Origin of the sequence: Candidatus Pelagibacter sp. Uisw_121 (assembly GCF_047722545.1) — a bacterium.
GTDB lineage: Bacteria > Pseudomonadota > Alphaproteobacteria > Pelagibacterales > Pelagibacteraceae > Pelagibacter.
This window is the reverse complement of record NZ_CP159816.1, coordinates 463,104-479,605: the sequence shown is the minus strand read 5'-3', so window position 1 is coordinate 479,605 and position 16,502 is coordinate 463,104. Positions and strand designations below refer to the sequence as shown.

General features: G+C 30.1%; 21 protein-coding genes and 1 tRNA gene. 11 read left to right on the top strand and 11 right to left on the bottom strand.

The window, feature by feature from the left end:
- Positions 1–3 precede the first annotated feature (3 nt).
- Together tig and ABXT52_RS02480 are read right to left on the bottom strand one after the other, a co-directional pair.
- Positions 4–1,464, bottom strand: a complete 1,461-nt coding sequence (gene tig / locus ABXT52_RS02485) for a trigger factor (RefSeq protein ID WP_415272312.1) — start codon at positions 1,462–1,464, stop codon at positions 4–6.
- Positions 1,465–1,479: 15 nt separating this feature from the next.
- Positions 1,480–1,564, bottom strand: a tRNA-Leu gene (locus ABXT52_RS02480).
- Between the two features lie 101 nt (positions 1,565–1,665).
- Between ABXT52_RS02480 and ABXT52_RS02475 the strand changes: the two genes are divergently transcribed.
- From ABXT52_RS02475 to ABXT52_RS02465, 3 genes are read left to right on the top strand one after another with little or no spacing between them, the layout of a single operon-like run.
- Positions 1,666–1,914, top strand: a complete 249-nt coding sequence (locus ABXT52_RS02475) for a DUF1289 domain-containing protein (RefSeq protein ID WP_415272311.1) — start codon at positions 1,666–1,668, stop codon at positions 1,912–1,914.
- Positions 1,911–2,084 (top strand): hypothetical protein, encoded by a 174-nt coding sequence (locus ABXT52_RS02470; protein ID WP_415272310.1) that lies wholly within the window; start codon positions 1,911–1,913, stop codon positions 2,082–2,084. Before ABXT52_RS02475 ends, ABXT52_RS02470 begins: the two co-directional genes overlap by 4 nt.
- Positions 2,071–2,505 carry a hypothetical protein gene (locus ABXT52_RS02465; protein WP_415272309.1) on the top strand — a complete coding sequence of 145 codons (435 nt, stop codon included), beginning with the start codon at positions 2,071–2,073 and terminating at the stop codon, positions 2,503–2,505. Before ABXT52_RS02470 ends, ABXT52_RS02465 begins: the two co-directional genes overlap by 14 nt.
- Here the strand turns inward: ABXT52_RS02465 and ABXT52_RS02460 are convergent.
- Positions 2,502–2,648, bottom strand: coding sequence for a hypothetical protein (locus tag ABXT52_RS02460; protein ID WP_415272308.1), 147 nt, complete (start codon positions 2,646–2,648; stop codon positions 2,502–2,504). The two genes, ABXT52_RS02465 and ABXT52_RS02460, sit on opposite strands and share 4 nt — an antisense overlap.
- A 48-nt stretch (positions 2,649–2,696) precedes the next feature.
- Here ABXT52_RS02460 and ABXT52_RS02455 point away from each other — a divergent pair, with 48 nt between their 5' ends.
- A complete protein-coding gene (locus tag ABXT52_RS02455) occupies positions 2,697–3,113 on the top strand; it encodes a hypothetical protein (RefSeq protein ID WP_415272307.1) in 417 nt (138 codons plus the stop codon).
- A gap of 126 nt (positions 3,114–3,239) precedes the next feature.
- On the opposite strand, the gene ABXT52_RS02450 is transcribed toward ABXT52_RS02455, so the two are convergent.
- Positions 3,240–3,797: a histidine phosphatase family protein gene (locus ABXT52_RS02450; RefSeq protein WP_415272306.1), complete on the bottom strand. Its 558-nt coding sequence runs from the start codon at positions 3,795–3,797 to the stop codon at positions 3,240–3,242.
- Positions 3,798–3,829: 32 nt separating this feature from the next.
- Positions 3,830–4,252, bottom strand: coding sequence for a YbgC/FadM family acyl-CoA thioesterase (locus ABXT52_RS02445; protein WP_415272305.1), 423 nt, complete (start codon positions 4,250–4,252; stop codon positions 3,830–3,832).
- A gap of 58 nt (positions 4,253–4,310) precedes the next feature.
- Here ABXT52_RS02445 and ABXT52_RS02440 point away from each other — a divergent pair, with 58 nt between their 5' ends.
- Positions 4,311–4,448: a hypothetical protein gene (locus tag ABXT52_RS02440; protein ID WP_415272304.1), complete on the top strand. Its 138-nt coding sequence runs from the start codon at positions 4,311–4,313 to the stop codon at positions 4,446–4,448.
- Between the two features lie 2 nt (positions 4,449–4,450).
- Here the strand turns inward: ABXT52_RS02440 and ABXT52_RS02435 are convergent, their stop codons facing one another.
- The 6 genes from ABXT52_RS02435 to ABXT52_RS02410 form a co-directional block, all read right to left on the bottom strand.
- Positions 4,451–5,095, bottom strand: coding sequence for a DUF3047 domain-containing protein (locus ABXT52_RS02435; protein ID WP_415272303.1), 645 nt, complete (start codon positions 5,093–5,095; stop codon positions 4,451–4,453).
- Between the two features lie 200 nt (positions 5,096–5,295).
- Positions 5,296–6,042: an SDR family NAD(P)-dependent oxidoreductase gene (locus tag ABXT52_RS02430; protein WP_415272302.1), complete on the bottom strand. Its 747-nt coding sequence runs from the start codon at positions 6,040–6,042 to the stop codon at positions 5,296–5,298.
- 4 nt (positions 6,043–6,046) lie between these two features.
- Complete coding sequence (locus ABXT52_RS02425) at positions 6,047–7,504, bottom strand: cytosine permease (protein ID WP_415272301.1); 1,458 nt, start codon at positions 7,502–7,504, stop codon at positions 6,047–6,049.
- Between the two features lie 25 nt (positions 7,505–7,529).
- Complete coding sequence (locus ABXT52_RS02420) at positions 7,530–8,864, bottom strand: TRAP transporter large permease (protein WP_415272300.1); 1,335 nt, start codon at positions 8,862–8,864, stop codon at positions 7,530–7,532.
- Positions 8,864–9,511, bottom strand: a complete 648-nt coding sequence (locus ABXT52_RS02415) for a TRAP transporter small permease subunit (RefSeq protein ID WP_415272299.1) — start codon at positions 9,509–9,511, stop codon at positions 8,864–8,866. Before ABXT52_RS02415 ends, ABXT52_RS02420 begins: the two co-directional genes overlap by 1 nt.
- 72 nt (positions 9,512–9,583) lie before the next feature.
- A complete protein-coding gene (locus ABXT52_RS02410; protein WP_415272298.1) occupies positions 9,584–10,678 on the bottom strand; it encodes a TRAP transporter substrate-binding protein in 1,095 nt (364 codons plus the stop codon).
- A 152-nt stretch (positions 10,679–10,830) separates the two neighbouring features.
- Here ABXT52_RS02410 and ABXT52_RS02405 point away from each other — a divergent pair, with 152 nt between their 5' ends.
- From ABXT52_RS02405 to ABXT52_RS02380, 6 genes are read left to right on the top strand one after another with little or no spacing between them, the layout of a single operon-like run.
- On the top strand, positions 10,831–12,426 hold the full coding sequence (locus tag ABXT52_RS02405; protein WP_415272297.1) for a GMC family oxidoreductase: 1,596 nt from the start codon (positions 10,831–10,833) through the stop codon (positions 12,424–12,426).
- On the top strand, positions 12,426–13,016 hold the full coding sequence (locus ABXT52_RS02400; RefSeq protein ID WP_415272296.1) for a TerC family protein: 591 nt from the start codon (positions 12,426–12,428) through the stop codon (positions 13,014–13,016). Before ABXT52_RS02405 ends, ABXT52_RS02400 begins: the two co-directional genes overlap by 1 nt.
- Positions 13,017–13,775, top strand: a complete 759-nt coding sequence (locus tag ABXT52_RS02395; protein WP_415272295.1) for an SDR family NAD(P)-dependent oxidoreductase — start codon at positions 13,017–13,019, stop codon at positions 13,773–13,775.
- Positions 13,760–14,563, top strand: a complete 804-nt coding sequence (locus ABXT52_RS02390; RefSeq protein ID WP_415272294.1) for a M23 family metallopeptidase — start codon at positions 13,760–13,762, stop codon at positions 14,561–14,563. Before ABXT52_RS02395 ends, ABXT52_RS02390 begins: the two co-directional genes overlap by 16 nt.
- Positions 14,564–14,572: 9 nt before the next feature.
- The gene (locus tag ABXT52_RS02385; protein ID WP_415272293.1) at positions 14,573–15,349 is read left to right on the top strand and encodes a fumarylacetoacetate hydrolase; all 777 of its coding nucleotides are present in this window, start codon (positions 14,573–14,575) and stop codon (positions 15,347–15,349) included.
- A complete protein-coding gene (locus ABXT52_RS02380) occupies positions 15,349–16,500 on the top strand; it encodes a M24 family metallopeptidase (protein ID WP_415272292.1) in 1,152 nt (383 codons plus the stop codon). Before ABXT52_RS02385 ends, ABXT52_RS02380 begins: the two co-directional genes overlap by 1 nt.
- The last annotated feature ends 2 nt before the right edge of the window (positions 16,501–16,502 follow it).

Here is a 16,502-nt window from a genome sequence, read left to right as displayed (position 1 = left end):
TGATTACTTTTTACTAACTTTTTTTGCTGTAGGTTTTTTAGATACTGAGGGTTTTGGTTTTTTTTCAGTTTTAGCAGGCTCTGTGGCTTTTTTTTCTACAGATTTTTTAGATGAAGAAGGTTTTGATTTTTTTTCTTCAGGATAATCGTGATCATGTTCGTGATTATGGTCTTGTTTTTGATGCTCTTTTAAAATTTTTTCAGCTTCTATTTTGCTAATCTCTTTTTTAGATGGTTTTGCTTTAGTTTTAATTAGATCAATAATTTTTTCTTCATACACAGTTCCTCTTAAACTAGCTAATGCTGATGGGTTTTTTTGATAAAATTCCATTACCATCTTTTCTTGGCCTGGCATCATTCTTAGCTGCTTTTGAACTTCTGTTTGAACTTCCTGTTCTGTAACTTTAATTTTATTTTGTTCACCAAATTCATTTAAGATTAATCCAACCTTAATTCTTTTTTTGGCAATTTCTTCAAAGTTTTTTCTGCTTTTTTTTGAATCTTCTTCCGTCATTCCTTGTGATAAAATTTTAACCTCTTCTTCAATTAAGTTTTCCGGAATTTCATCTACCTTAAAGTTTTCGATTTCCTTCAAGATTTGAGTTTTAGCCAATTTATCTAAAGAATTTTTATATTCATCATTGATCTGCTTACTAACTAATACTTTTAAATCAGCAAGATCTTTTGCACCTAAATTTTTTGCAAAGCTATCATCAATTGTTACTTCCTCTGATTTTTTAACCTCTATAATTTTACAAATAAAATTGGCTTTTTTATTTGCATATTCTTTTTGTGGGTAATTTTCAGGAAGAGTAACATCGACAGACTTTTCATCATTTTTCTTAACACCAGTAAGTTGTTTATCAAAACCCTTGATAAATAAATCTTTACCTAGAATTAATTGAGTGTTTTTTCCTTCACCACCGGTAAAATCTTTTCCATCAATAGTTGCCTTGTAGTCAAAAATAACCAAATTTTCTTCTACTGCCTTAACATCGGCTGCTACTTCTTTAAAATTGTTTTGACTTTTAGCGATTTCTTTAATTCTTTTATCAGTTTCATTTGCATCAATTTTAACTGAATATTCATCAAATTTGATATTTTCAACAGACTTAAGCTCAACTTTTGGAAGCTCTGTTACTGACATTACATATTCTAGATCTTTATCCTCACCATAAGTTTTAAGATCAAGTTTGGGTTGTCCGGCTGGTTTGATCTTATTTTCCTCTAAAGCTTTTACTGAAGTGTCTTTTAGAACCTTGTCAAGAACTTCACTAAAAATTGCCTGACCAAATTGTCTTTTTAAAATTTCTTTAGGGACTTTTCCAGGTCTAAAACCTTTTAAGTTAACAGTATTTTTTATCTCTTCATATTTTTCATCCATATAAGAATTCATAGTTTTTTTATCTATGAAGACTTTAATGTCTTTATTTAAACCTTTTTTATTTTCTACTGTAACTTTCATAATTTTTAAACTTGTTGGTAGGCGAAAAAGGACTCGAACCTTCACATCTTTCAATACTGGTTCCTAAGACCAGCGCGTCTACCAATTCCGCCATTCGCCCACAATTCTTGTGGCTTTATATAGGATAGATTCTATTTGTCCAATGACAATAATAATGAAATATATTAATAATCAATTATATTTACTAATAATTTAAAAAAAATGATTATTTCACCCTGTATAAGCATATGTAAAACAGATCCTCAAACTGGATATTGTTATGGTTGTGGTAGAAATAATGAAGAAAAAAAGATGTGGAAATTGCAAGAGACCTCAGATGAATGGAAAAGATCTAATCTAACAGATATCCAAGCAAGACTGGTTGGCTGGCAATTAGAAAGTTTTAAAGAGTCTTATAGTCATAAAATTGAAAATGGAATTTCTCTTTATAAAAAAAATTTGATAAAATGAATAAAATAACGCTAGTTACATTAATCTATATTCTTGGTGTCTTGATTGGTGCTTTTTTCTTCAAAGTTTGGGGTGCAGAAACAACATTTATAAAAACTATTTCAATATTTATATGGACAATTATTTTCTTAATTGCACTTTTTTATTCTGATAAATATGAAAAAAAATAATTTTAATATAAACCTTTTATTTTTTTCATTTTTATTTATTAATTTTCAAACAATAATTTTTTCTGAAACAATGTATTTAACGGACTGTAAAGATATCAGATATAGTTTTATTAAAAATGAATACATTTTAGATCTTGACAAATCTTTAATGACAAGAAACTTCATTTATGACAATAAAACTTATAAAAAACTCAAATTAACAGATCTCAGTATAAAAAAAGAGAACACTATAGAAAAATTCATATACAAAGATAATAATTTATTTTTAACAGATAAAATTGGTTACCCTCAATTTTATACACAATTAGTTTTTGAAAAAAATAATCAAACAATAAGAATTAAAACAGTAATTAACAATGAGGAAGCTCTGTCGAAGGTATCGACCTGCAACAAAATAGAGATTTTTGATAAAAAAAGTTAAGATTTTTTATTTATATTGTTAGTCTTATTAGACTTACTAGCAAAATTTATTTTTTTTGACCCAAATTTTGTATTTGTAATGTTGCTTCGGTGTTTGGCGTAAGCTTGCTTTTGAGCAAGTTTCATTGCTTTTTTTGACGACATTAATTAATTATATTAAATAAAACTTAAAAATAATATATATATTTTGCTATGCGATCAGTACTTTCTTCTGTTTCAAAACTTTATAACTCTCAACAAGTTAAAAAGATTAATGAGGTAATACATGCTAATTTTTTAGAATCTGGTGACAACCCTGCAGAAGGGGCGATTAAAACATCTCAGGTAAAATTTATAAGAATGCATCCAATACAAAGTCTTTTAGGTCCTTTTGTAGATTTCTGTCACTCAACAAATAACGAATACTTTGGGTTTGATCTATTAACTTTAACCTCTAGTAAAATTCTAAATTATAATACCTATAATACTGATGAAGAATACTCTTGGCACATAGATGCTGATGTAAAATCACCTATCAGAGATATTAAATTAACTTGCTTGTTAAACTTATCTGAAGAGAAATATGTGGGTGGAGACTTATTTTATTTCGAGATAAAGAAGTTAAAATAGAAAAATTTGATCCTGGGAGTGCTGTTGTTTTTCCATTATTTATAAATCATAGAGTAAGTAAAATTACCTCAGGAAAAAGAGCAACATTAGCAATTTGGATGTGGGGTCCAAAATTTAGATAATCAATCAGTACTTAACAATAACTGTTTCTATTAAATTAAGATTTCTATCAGAAATTATTATTTCTCCTGAAGATGGTGCATAACCAAGCAATTCGCTAATAACCACATAATGAGTTACAAATACTAAATTTTTATTACCCTTCCATTCTTCTATGTATTTTTTTAAATTCTTAATTTGTAGTTTTTTATTTTTAGCAAATTTTTCACTAAAAAAAGAATTTAAAAAACTTTTTGTTTCATATTTATTAAAAGCTATTATTGCAGTTTCTATGCATCTACACCATTCACTCGATATGACTCTATCAATTGGAATATTATTATCTTTAATAAAAATACCTATTTGTTTTGCCTGTTGCCTACCACTGTTATTAAGGTTTCTTTGAGTATTGCAGTCCTGAATATCAAAATTATTTGGGTCTCCTCCACCCGGGGCATAAGCATGTCTTATAAAAATAAGTTTTCCTCCTTTTGCAAGATCGTGAGTTAAATTATTACCTAAATCTGCATTAGCCGTTGATGGGATATTTATAAAAAAAAAAAATAAAAATTTTACTAATTTCATATATGCGTATTAATTTAAAATTAAAAATTACACTAAAGCTTAATAGTATCACAAAAGTAAGGTTTAAAATCTTGAAACAATGTATCTGGTACCTTCATAGGTTTACCGTCTTTATTAACAAATACTAAATGAACGTTTGCTTCCACTATTAAATCTTCACCCCTTTTAATAAATTGATTCATAAAAAATGATGTTTTCGTAATTGATTTAACAAAAGATCTTATGGTTAGCTCATCTTCTAGATGAGCAGAAATTTTATATTCAATATTACATGACTTAACTATAATTTGAGCTCCAAAGTCTTCTTTAATTTTTTTATTATTAAAACCTAATGTAACTAAAGCTTCTGTTCGGGCTCTTTCAAGAAACTTTAAATAATTTGCATAATAAACCACACCACCAGCATTTGTATCTTCATAATAAACTTTAACATTGTGAAAAAAATTTTCATGCATTCATATATAATAACAAAAAAAATAATATTTAATACCAAACTAAGATACAATCATCATAATGAAAGTTTATATTATTTGGTTAATTGGTGTTATTTTATGGAATTTTGCTGTACCGAATGCAGCACCCATCGAGGATGTAATTGTAGCTGTGCTTTTATCATTTTTAAGTATTGGTCTTAAAAAAGTATTTAAATAATCTTATTCTGCTGAAAAATAAATATCTTGATAGTAAGATATAGCTTTTAACTTTGAGTTATCTGTATCAGTCATTATTGCAACTCCAGATATATCTTCCACATTTATTCCATGAAGTTTCATAAAATCTTCCTTAACATTGGCTTTGACTGTCACCCAAGTATTAAGATTTTCTTTTGTTGTTGATAAGACATAATCAATTGATTTTTTTGTATATGGACTAGGCCAATTTTTTCCTACTTCATTATTGCTAGAAAAAACATAATTTATTGCTCTATTAGAAAGAGGTGTAGAACCAGTTTTTTTTATAACAAATACTCTTGCAGCATAATCATGTCCCTTTTTACTGTTTTCTATTATGCCAGATAGGCCTTTTTCAACTTTCCAAGTAATATTAATAAAAGGCGTTTTTAGTAAATCAATTTTTATTTCTTTACCTAAGCCAGATCCTTTGCCTTCAGCTTCTGCTTTAATAAAATTACCTTTTTCATTCTTATCTAAGGTCCATGCAGTTTCTCCTTTAACCTTTTTAACTTTTAATGTTTTGAATTCCTCACCTGTAAAATCAAAAACAGTAATTTTTTCAGCATTAACATTAGTTAAAATCAAAAAAGAAGAAAATATTGTTATTATAAAATTTCTTAGCATAAGAAAACTATATAGCTAAAATTTTTTAAAAAACAACATTTGAACACACTTTAAACAATCTAAGATCAATATTTGATATTATTAAAAGATAATGAAATCAATTTCGATATTTATACTTTTAATTTATTGGTCAGTAATTTTACTTGCACCTGTTATCTCTAAAGAAAATAAAGCTGATTTTAAGACTTTAAGAATTGATCTTAATAAGTAGATCTACCGCCACTAATATCAAAAACAGCGGCTGTTGAAAATGAATTTTCCTCAGATGAAAGCCAACAAATTAGAGATGTAAATTCTTCAATTTCCAAAAATCTACCCCTTGGTACTTTTGATAACATTCTAGCCACATGTTCTTTTGACATTTGGTCTAATATTCTTGTTTTTGCTCCTGCTGGTGTGACAGCATTAACAGCTATATTCTTATCAGCCAATTCTTTTCCTAGTGATTTAGTTAAACCAATAACGCCAGCTTTTGCTGAGCTATAAGCACTAGCGTTTGCATTTCCATCTTTTCCAGCAACAGATGCAACATTAACTATTCTACCATAATCATTTTTAATCATGTAAGGCACCACACATTTACAACAGTTAAATGTGCCCATTAAGTTAATCTCTATTATTTTATTCCATTCAACTACATCGTAATCCCAAAGTGAAGACGTAGACCCAGTAATACCTGCATTATTAATTAAAATATCAATATTTAAAGATTTTGCTATTTCATCAACTGTATTTTTGACATTTTTAAAATCAGATACGTCAACTACATTATAAGAAAGATTTGGATCGTTCACGGCTTTAACAGCTTTTTTTAATTCTTCTTCATCTATATCCCAGATAATAGCTTTTGCTCCTGACTTTAAAAACCGTTTAGCAATATCTAAACCAAAACCTTGTGCTCCACCCGTGATAATTGCTGTTTTATTTTTTAAATCAAATTGATGCATAAAATTATTTACTTGCTAGCAAATAGTAAATCAATGAAGAGATAAAAGCACCAATAATCCAAGAGAAAGAGTGGAAACTCATTAAACTTTCGTTCCAAATTGTTGAAGCTGCAAAGATAAAACCTAAGACTAAAGAATAGATAGCTTTGAGGTGCCAACCGTTAGAGAAAGAATACAGATCATTCTCTTTTAAAGAAAAAATAGCTTTATTATCTAAGTTAGTTTTCTTAATTAAATAATAGTCAATAATCATAATACCAAATAAAGGTCCAAAAAAAGCACCAAATGTATCAACAAATGATAAAATACCAATTTGACTTAAAAGTGGTAGCCATAAAATACCAATAATAAAACCAAGAACAGCAATAACAATTGCTGAATTTTTTATGTTAAGTTTTGTCGGCATAATATTTAACAATATATTTTGTGTTGGTACATAATTGGCAATTAAATTAGTAGAGGCTGATGAAAAAATTATAAAAAATAAAACTATTATAGTTAATTCTGTATTATCTATTTTTCCAATAATGTCAGTTGGATTTGTTAGAATTCTTTCCATATTTTCTAAATTCTTATTTAGAAAAATATCAGCACCTATAACAATAAATACAGCAAAAAAAGAAAAGATTAATAAATTAATTATTAAACTTAAATTTCCTTTTTTTAATTCACTATCATTTTTTACATATCTGCTAAAATCACCAAAATTTACAATTATAATTGAAAAATATGCAAAAATAGTTCCAACAACAGTGATTAATGGAGCAATATTGTTTTTATCAAACAGGTTATTGATTGAAAAAATGTCTATAAATGCTGCTGAAGTAACCTTAACATCATAAAGAAATACTGTTAAAAAAAATATAAACATTCCTGAATAAACAGTTACAGCTGATAATTTTATAATAGATCTATTAAATTGATGACTTTTACTAAATAAAAAAGCTTGGAAAAAAACAGCAAAAACAAATGCTGTCCAATCAATAATATTTAGTCCGAAGAGAAAAATCAAAAAAATATTATGATCTAAAAAAGAGTTATCAAAAGAAAAAATTAAAATTCTTATTAAAAAGCTAAGCAGCCTTGATAAAAAATAAGTTTGAATACCAAACATAAAAATTCCAACTAAACCTCTAACAAGACTAAAATACTTTGCTCCTTTTACTCCAAAAGAAGTTCTTAAAATCACTGGGAATGGTAAACCATACTTTTGTGAGGGCTTTCCAATTAAATTAGCAAAAAAATAAACAAGGAAAGAGGCTATAAGTGTTCCTAATAAAACAATAAATACATTCAATTCATAAACTAAATAAATTGATGCTATTAAAGAAAATCCAATTACACTTTGAATATTACAGCCCCAAAAGCAAAATAAATCTTTCCAGTCCCAAATTTTATCATTAGGATTTACTGAAACTAATTCCCAGTTTAAAAGGGTATTTTTAGTTTTGATTTGATTCACTTAATATATAATAAACAAATTAATTCTACTGTCCATACAGATAGGTTGGAAGCCATAAAGCAATTTGTGGAAATGCAATAATCAAAATTAATCCTATGACTTGAATAAGCATAAATTGCATCATTCCATGATAAATATCTTTAAGATCCCATTCTGGAACTACACCTTTTAAAAAGTAAGCTGATAGAGCAACTGGTGGTGAGAGCCAGGCAGTCTGGAGGTTTACTGCAACAAGAATAGCAAACCAAGTTAAATTAAACCCTAAAGCCTCAACTAAAGGTAATATAATTGGTACTATAATCATAACAATCGGTACCCACTCTAAAGGCCACCCCAAAAGAAAAATCATAACCATAATCATTCCAAGAATTAAATATCTATTCATCTCTAAACCTAACAAGAAGTCAGTTAGTAACATTGGTGTTCCTAGTCTTGAAAATACAGCTCCAAAAAAGTTTGATGCCGCAACTAAAACCATTATTAATGCAGAAATTTCTAAAGTTTTAACTAAAGCTTCTTGTAAACGTCCAAATGTTAATTTCCTATATGCTAAAGCTAGAAGTAAAGAACCCATAGCACCACAACCAGCTGCTTCAGTAGGTGTTGCAAAACCAAATAAAATACTTCCAAGGGAGGCAAAAACTAATGCTGCTGGTGGAACTAAACCAATAAAAAATTCTTTCCAAACAGCTAACATACTTGTTGCTCTTAATTCAACAGGTAGAACTGGTCCTAAACTTGGATCAATCCAACATCTAATAGTTGTGTAAGCAGCATAAAGTGTTGCTAATAATATTCCTGGAATAATTGCTGCAGCAAATAAATCTGTAACTGGTATTTCCATAATAGGTCCCATTACAACTAACATAATACTAGGTGGTATTAAAATTCCAAGCGTGCCCCCTGCTGTAATTGTTCCAGCAGCTAATCTAACATTATAGCCAGACTTATTCATTGATTTAGCAGCCATAATTCCTAAAATTGTTACTGATGCCCCAACAATGCCTGTTGCTGCTGCAAAAATGACTGAAACAAATAGTACTGCGTAATATAAAGAGCCTCTTACTTTGGCTAACATTAATTGAAATGCAGAAAATAACCTCTCCATTAATCCAGCTTGTTCCATCATTATCCCCATAAAGACAAAGAGTGGCACAGCAGCAAGAGTTTGTTCGGTCATAACCATTGAGAACTGCAAGGTCATTAAATAAAATACTAATTTACCAAACCCTAAATATCCAAAGAAAAAACCTAGAAATATTAAAGTAAATGAAATTGGAAAGCCTACAAAAATAGAAAAAAGCATTACACCAATAAGTATAAATCCTAGATAAGCTGGATTAATTAATTCAGCTAACACTACTCTTCTCCTCCCGGCCACACACCTTTTGTTGCTGCCCAATAACTTTTAAATAATTCTGATATTCCCTGAACTAGTAAAAATACAATCCCTAACCATAAACAAGTTTTTATAGGCCACATATATGGCATCCAAGCGGTGTCCATACCTCTTTCACCTCTCATAATTGATTCCTGAAGAAATCCAGTTGTCATATATAAAAATACAATTAATCCTGGAAAATAGAATATTAAGTACAACCAAAAATCTACTCTACCTTGAGTTTTAGTTTTAAAATTTCTATATAAAAAATCTGCTCTTATATGAACACCTTTAGATAAAGCATATCCAGCACCAAGCATGAATAATGCTCCGTAAAAAAATCTACTCATATCGTACACCCACATCGTAGGTGCATTGAAAAGTTTTCTTGCTAATACTTCGTAAACCATTGCAAATATTAAAGGTATAGTAATCCAACAAACTACATTACCAATCCATTTATTTGCTAAATCAATTTTTGTAATAGTTAATGCCATCCATTTAGCCATATCTTTGGGCATTGGTCCTGAACCACCACGCCTTTCAGCAATCATTTCATCTGAAATATCAAGTTTCATAGACTTCATTTCTTCTTTTGGTTTTTGTGAATCGTGATTCCTTGGCATAAATGAATTCTCTAAAAAAAACTAAAGCGGACTGTTAAGCCCGCTTCAGTTGTAATTACTTTTATCTAAATACTACTTTAATGTTTCTGCGTGAGCCATTCCTAGCTTAGCATTAGACATTTGAGATCCAGCCCAAAAAGGTACAGCGATATCAGCAAAGTCTTTTTGAGACTGCCATACTTTAGCAAAGAATGGGTTCTTAGCCGCATTTTTTTCTAAAGCTGCTTTTGCTGCAGCCATATACGCTGGGAAGTAGTCAGCAGGAGTGTCATGTAAAATTACACCATGCTTCGTAGTCAACTCTCTTAGAGCTTTTCCATTTTCGTATATTCTGTAACTCATTGATTTTGATAAAGATGCATTCGCAGCAACTTCTAAAGCTTTCTTTTCAATTGCAGACATTTTATTATATGTTTTGCCTGTAATATAGAAGTCAGCATTTACTACTACTTGGTGAAGACCTTGTAGATAGTAATGTTTTAGAACTTTTTGAAAACCAAATGTCATATCCGGCTTAGGACAACACCATTCAGCAGCATCAATTGTTCCTGCTTCAAGAGCTGGTAGAATATCTCCACCACCCATTGCAACAGAAGCTACACCAATATCTTTATAAGTTTGACCTGGAATTCCTGGAGGAGTTCTGAACTTGTACTTTCTAAAATCAGCCATGCTATTAATTGGCTCTTTGAACCAACCTAAAGCTTCAGGGCCTACTGGTTGTAACATAAAGCCTTTGATATCTCTTCCCATTTCAGACCATAATTGGTCGTAAAGTTCTTTACCACCACCATATTGAAACCAAGATAAGAATGCTATGTTATCGATACCAACACCTGCACCTGCTACTGGAGAACCAAATAACATAGCTGCTGGGTGATCGCCTGACCAATAGTGAGTCCAAGCAAAACCACAATCAATTAATCCTTTATCAACTGCATCTAAAGTTTCTTTTACACCTACTACTGATCCAACAGGCATAAGTTCGAACTTAAGTGAACCTTGTGTTAATTCAGTTACCGTGTCAGTGAAATCTTTTAACATTTTCACTTCATCCGATTTTGAATTAAGTACAGTTTGGCACTTAAGAGTTTTTGCAGAAGCTCCTGTAACTGTCATAACAGTTAAAAGAAGTGTTCCTACAACCAATGATATGATTTTTTTCATATTATATATTTTCCTCTCGTTATTTTTTTTTAAAAATGAACCTTCTCAAGAAATCAGAATTAAAACAACTAATAATATATAAAAAGTTGAGCTTATAAGCATTGGTAATACTAGTATTTTTTAATTTTTGTGATTATAAACATTCAAATCTAATGAACAATTTTGATTATATAATTATTGGTGCTGGTTCTGCGGGTTGTGTGTTGGCTAATAGACTTTCAGAAAATCCAAAAAACAAAGTTCTCTTAATTGAGGCAGGTGGTAAAGATAATTATCCATGGATACATATTCCTGTTGGATATTTTAAAACAATGCATAATCCAGATGTTGATTGGTGTTATAATACTGAACCTGATGAGACAATGAATAATAGGTCTATAAGATATCCAAGAGGTAAAACTCTTGGAGGCAGTTCATCTATTAATGGATTATTATACATAAGAGGACAACATAAAGATTACGATATTTGGAGGCAATTAGGTAATAAAGGTTGGAGTTGGGATGATGTTTTACCTTATTTTATAAAGGCAGAAAATCAAGAAGATGGTAAAAGTGAGTTTCATGGTGCTGATGGACCTCTGTCCATATCAAACCAAAGAATGCATCTACCATTACTAGATGAATTTCAAAATGCTGCTGAAGAGTTTGGTGTCCCAAAAACAAAAGATTTTAACAAAGGTGACAATCACGGATCTGGCTACTATCAAGTAACAGTAAAAAATGGATTTAGATGTAGCACTGCGGTTGGTTATTTAAATCCTGCAAAAAAAAGAGCTAATTTAAAGATAATCACAAAAGCTCATGTTAAGAAAATTAACTTTGAAAATAAAGTTGCTAAAGAGGTCGAGTATTGGATAGAAAATAAATTATTTACTGTAAGTGCAAATAAAGAAATCATCTTATCTTCAGGAGCAATCGGTTCTCCTCAATTATTACAAGTCTCAGGAATAGGAAATTCAGAAAAATTAAAAAAACTTGGAATTGAAATAACTCATGAATTAAAAGGAGTTGGTGAAAATTTACAAGACCATTTAATGTTTAGACCAATATACAAAATACAAAATATAAAATCTCTTAACAAAAAAATTAATAGTCTTTTTGGTAATTTAATGATTGGGTTAGAATATGTATTTAATAGAAGTGGTCCTATGACCATAGGGGCAAGCCAGCTTGGTATGTTTGCTAAAAGTGATCCCTCTTTAGAACTACCTGATTTACAGTGGCATGTTCAGCCCATGAGTATGGATACCTTAGGTGCCACTAAAAACCATGACTTTCATGCTTTCACCCCTACTGTTTCAAATATAAGACCAACAAGTAGAGGTCATGTGAGCATTGTTGATAAAGATTCTAGAACATATGCCAAGGTTAAAATGAATTACCTATCGACTGATGAAGATAGAAGAATAGCAGCAGCTGGTCTTAAATTAACAAGAAAAATTGTTTTAGAGTCTGAGACTTTCAAAAAATTTAGCCCAGAAGAATACCGTCCAGGGCCTCATTTAATAGAAGATGAAGATATTTTAAAAGCAGCAGCAGATTATGCTCAAACAATATTTCATCCGGTTGGGACATGTAAAATGGGTCAAGATGATATGGCTGTTGTTGATGAACAATTAAAAGTTCATGGAATAAAAAATTTAAGAGTGATTGATGCTTCTATAATGCCCAATATCACATCTGGTAATACTAATGCTCCTACAATAATGATTGCGGAAAAAGGTGCTGATATGATACTAAGCAGCTGATGTTTGCAGAATTATTCGGACCTGAACAACTTGTAATCTTAGGTCAAATTATATTTATAGATTTAGTATTAGCAGGAGATAACGCCATTATTATTGGAATGGTTGCTTCTAAATTTCCAGCTGAACAAAGAAAAAAAGTAATCTTTTGGGGCATAGGTGGTGCAGTAATTTTAAGAATTATCCTAACCATGTTAACTGCATATTTATTACAGATAACAGGATTAAGATTAATAGGTGGATTGCTTCTTCTTTATATAGTCTACAAACTCTACACAGATGTAATCAAAGGTCAGTCAGGTGAAGAAGATATTAAAGTAGATAATTCAAGTTTCATGAAAGCTATTTGGACAGTTTTACTCGCTGATTTTACAATGAGTTTAGATAATGTTTTGGGTGTAGCTGGCGCTGCTGGTGATCACTATATATTATTAATATTTGGTTTGGCTTTATCAATAGTTCTTATGGCAACAGCTGCTACTGTTATATCAAGATGGATCAATGAATACAAATGGATAGCATGGATTGGCTTAATTGCTATACTGGTTGTTGCAATCGAATTGATCTATACTGATTTAAAATTATTTATTTAAATGTACTTACAAAAAATAAATCTTAAAAACAAATACGCATTAGTTACAGGTGCAGGTAAAGGATTGGGAAGAGCTTGCTCTATTGCTCTTGCAGAAGCTGGAGCTACAATTATTGCATTAAGTAGAACTCAATCGGATCTTGATAAGCTTGAAAAAGAAATAAAAAAGATAAAAGGCAAAGTTATCAAAGTTAATTGTGATGTAATGAATTACAAACAATTAAAGGAAAGTCTAGATAAGATTAAGATCATAGATATTTTGGTTAATAATGCGGGCACAAATATTCCTGAACCCTTTGAAAAAATCAAACAAGAAAGTATGAATTACTTAGTAGATTTAAACCTTAAAGCTGCTTTTAATGTTGCTCAATTGGTTGTAAAAAAAATGTTAAACAATAAAAAAAGAGGTGGATCAATTATTAATATGTCCTCTCAACTTGGTCATGTTGGAATGGCTGGTAGAAATGTTTATAATATGACAAAATTTGGTATTGAAGGTTTAACTAAAGGTATGGGTGTTGAACTTGCAAAAAACAATATTAGAGTGAATACAGTTGCACCTACTTTTGTTGCAACACCAATGGTTAAAAGATTTTTTAAGAACAAAAAATTTAAAAAACTAGCATTAGGTAATATTCCTATGGGAAAATTAGCAACAGAAAGTGATGTAGCAACAAGTGTTTGTTTTCTAGCTTCTTCAGCATCATCAATGGTCACGGCCACTTCAATACTAGTAGACGGTGGATGGACAGCAAAATAATTTATAAATTTTTTTTAGCCTTATTAATTTTTTTATCATCACAAGTTAATGCTGTTGAGTTTCAGGGAAAATTTATACAAGGGCACTATATTCTAGGAAAAACAAACCCAAATGCAAAAATTATTGTAGATAAAAAAGAAGTAAAAATATCAAACGATGGTTTTTTTGTTTTTGGAATTGATAGAGATAGAAAGTTTGATTTAACTTTTACTAAAATATTAAATGGAAAAAAATCAGTAATTACAAAAACAGTTTTAAAAAGAAAGTACAACATTCAAAGAATTGATGGTCTTGAAGAAAGTAAAGTGACCCCTCCTGAGTTTGTTTATAAAAGAATTAGAAAAGAAAATAATTCAATTGGTGAAGCCAGATCAATAAATTCTAATTTACAATTTTTTAAAGATAAATTTGTGATGCCTGTTGAGGGAATTATTAGTGGTGTCTATGGCAGTCAAAGAATTTTAAATGGTAAAGCAAAATGGCCTCACTACGGTATAGATATAGCAGCAAAACAAGGAACTTCGATTAAATCCTCCGGAGCTGGAGTTGTTACAATGGCCGAAGACGATTTATATTATACAGGTGGTACGATCATCATGGATCATGGTCATGGTATTTCAACGATATATTCTCACCTTGAAAATGTTTTAGTCTCAGTTGGGGAGAAAATTAACCAAGGAGATATTATAGGAACTGTAGGTTCTACTGGAAGGTCTACTGGACCTCATTTAGATTTTAGAGTTAATTGGTTTCAAACAAGACTTGATCCCATGTCTTTATTGAAATAAAAAAGTTAAATGAATAAAAATTTAAAAAATAAAATCTCAGACAAACTTGTTAATGCATTTTTAAAAAATAAAATAATCTCACCACTGCCTCAAAAAATTACAAAAAAACTTACTGATGCAGATGAATTTAGAAAATTATGTGAAAGTAAAATTAAAGAACCTATTATTGGGTTTAAGGCTGGTGGAACAGGAATTCCTGTAATGAAAAAATTAAAAGAAAAGGAACCTTTTTATGCGTCTATTTACAAAAGAAATTTTCTAAAAAGTGGAAAAAAAGTTAAGATTAACAAGTCTACTTTAGGTATAGAGTTAGAAGTTTGTTATTTGGTAAAAAAAAATTTCTTTCTATCAAAAGATGCAATAACTATGAAAAATATTTCAAAATATATTTCTCATATGGCACCGTGCATTGAGGTTGTAGGTTATAGACAAAATAAGAAAGGTGTTACATCTTTTGGTGATTTATGTAGCGATTTTGGTGCAAATGTAAAATTTTTAATTGGACAAAAGAAAAAGTATAAAAAAATTAATATCAGTAATCTTAAAACAATTATTTCAAATAAGAAAATAAATCAGACTGTTACAGGTAATACAGGAGCTGTTTATGTTAGCCCTCTAAATTCACTTCGTTTTGTACTAAACAAACTTAAAAAAGATAAAGTAAATCTTAATAAAGATTTCTACGTATTTACCGGTTCAACAGTAGGTGTTGTTCCCATTCTTGGTAGGGGATTGTATGCAGGTAAAATTGATAAGCTAGGTTCAGCAAAAGCTATCATCCATTAATGGGATTGCATTTTACACCAAAAGAATTTTCTAAAAGAAAACGAGATGTTTTAAAATCAATGAAAGAGCATAATTTAGATGCTCTTTTAATGTTCAGGCAAGAGTCTATGTATTGGCTTACAGGATACGATACTTTTGGATATGTTTTTTTTCAAACTCTTATCTTAGATCAAAAAGGTAACGTTATTCTTTTAACTCGTGCACCTGATTTAAGACAGGCACAAAACACATCTAATATTGAAGATATTAGAATTTGGGTTGATAAAGAAGGAATAAATCCAACTGATGACCTTAAGCAGATATTAAATGAACTTGACTTAAAAGATAAAAATATTGGAATTGAATATGAAGCTTACGGTATGACAGGTCGTAACGCCTTAAGACTTAATAAGTCACTAGAAAGTTATTGTGAGGTAGAAGATCAATCAGAATTAATTACTAAACATAGAGTTATTAAATCTCAAGAGGAGATTATTTATGTAAAAAAAGCTGCAGAACTTGCCGATCAAGGTCTTGATGAAGCATGGAAATATGCAAGAGGTGGCGCTAGTGAGTCAAAAATTTTAGCTGAAATGCAAAGAGTTGTTTTGGAAGGTGGAGGTGATTATCCAGCAAATGAATATATAATTGGATCAGGACACAACGCATTACTATGTAGGTATCAATCAGAAAAAAGAATTCTATCAGAAACTGATCAGTTAACTATTGAATGGGCTGGAACTTATAAACATTATCACTCAGCAATGTTTAGAACCATCCCTATTGGTAAGGCTAATGTAAAACATATTAAGATGCACGAAGCTTGTGTTAAGGCTTTAAATAATTGTGCAAAAACTTTAATACCAGGAAAAACCGCTGGAGATGTATTTGATATACACGCTAAAACTTTTGATGATCTTGGGTACAATAAATCAAGAATGAATGCTTGTGGTTATTCATTAGGGACAACCTTCTCACCCAATTGGATGGACTGGCCAATGCTATACACTGGTAATCCTTATGTAATAACTCCTGGTAATGTCTTCTTCATGCATATGATCCTAATGGATTCAGACAGTGGTTTAGCGATGAATTTAGGTGAGACGTATTTGGTGAATGAGACTGGCAACGAAAGATTAGGGAAACAGAAGCTAGATTTAGTTATTCTATAAAG

Excerpts from the sequence above, each read along its gene's own strand:
- ABXT52_RS02445 (WP_415272305.1), bottom strand. The coding sequence starts at position 4,252 with ATGCATGAAAATTTTTTTCACAATGTTAAAGTTTATTATGAAGATACA.
- ABXT52_RS02475 (WP_415272311.1), top strand. The coding sequence starts at position 1,666 with ATGATTATTTCACCCTGTATAAGCATATGTAAAACAGATCCTCAAACT.
- ABXT52_RS02460 (WP_415272308.1), bottom strand. The coding sequence starts at position 2,648 with ATGTCGTCAAAAAAAGCAATGAAACTTGCTCAAAAGCAAGCTTACGCC.
- ABXT52_RS02435 (WP_415272303.1), bottom strand. The coding sequence starts at position 5,095 with ATGCTAAGAAATTTTATAATAACAATATTTTCTTCTTTTTTGATTTTA.
- ABXT52_RS02385 (WP_415272293.1), top strand. The coding sequence starts at position 14,573 with ATGAATAAAAATTTAAAAAATAAAATCTCAGACAAACTTGTTAATGCA.
- ABXT52_RS02415 (WP_415272299.1), bottom strand. The coding sequence starts at position 9,511 with ATGCCAAGGAATCACGATTCACAAAAACCAAAAGAAGAAATGAAGTCT.
- ABXT52_RS02430 (WP_415272302.1), bottom strand. The coding sequence starts at position 6,042 with ATGCATCAATTTGATTTAAAAAATAAAACAGCAATTATCACGGGTGGA.
- ABXT52_RS02470 (WP_415272310.1), top strand. The coding sequence starts at position 1,911 with ATGAATAAAATAACGCTAGTTACATTAATCTATATTCTTGGTGTCTTG.
- ABXT52_RS02400 (WP_415272296.1), top strand. The coding sequence starts at position 12,426 with ATGTTTGCAGAATTATTCGGACCTGAACAACTTGTAATCTTAGGTCAA.
- ABXT52_RS02465 (WP_415272309.1), top strand. The coding sequence starts at position 2,071 with ATGAAAAAAAATAATTTTAATATAAACCTTTTATTTTTTTCATTTTTA.
- ABXT52_RS02440 (WP_415272304.1), top strand. The coding sequence starts at position 4,311 with ATGAAAGTTTATATTATTTGGTTAATTGGTGTTATTTTATGGAATTTT.
- tig (WP_415272312.1), bottom strand. The coding sequence starts at position 1,464 with ATGAAAGTTACAGTAGAAAATAAAAAAGGTTTAAATAAAGACATTAAA.
- ABXT52_RS02455 (WP_415272307.1), top strand. The coding sequence starts at position 2,697 with ATGCGATCAGTACTTTCTTCTGTTTCAAAACTTTATAACTCTCAACAA.
- ABXT52_RS02410 (WP_415272298.1), bottom strand. The coding sequence starts at position 10,678 with ATGAAAAAAATCATATCATTGGTTGTAGGAACACTTCTTTTAACTGTT.
- ABXT52_RS02390 (WP_415272294.1), top strand. The coding sequence starts at position 13,760 with ATGGACAGCAAAATAATTTATAAATTTTTTTTAGCCTTATTAATTTTT.
- ABXT52_RS02395 (WP_415272295.1), top strand. The coding sequence starts at position 13,017 with ATGTACTTACAAAAAATAAATCTTAAAAACAAATACGCATTAGTTACA.
- ABXT52_RS02450 (WP_415272306.1), bottom strand. The coding sequence starts at position 3,797 with ATGAAATTAGTAAAATTTTTATTTTTTTTTTTTATAAATATCCCATCA.
- ABXT52_RS02405 (WP_415272297.1), top strand. The coding sequence starts at position 10,831 with ATGAACAATTTTGATTATATAATTATTGGTGCTGGTTCTGCGGGTTGT.
- ABXT52_RS02380 (WP_415272292.1), top strand. The coding sequence starts at position 15,349 with ATGGGATTGCATTTTACACCAAAAGAATTTTCTAAAAGAAAACGAGAT.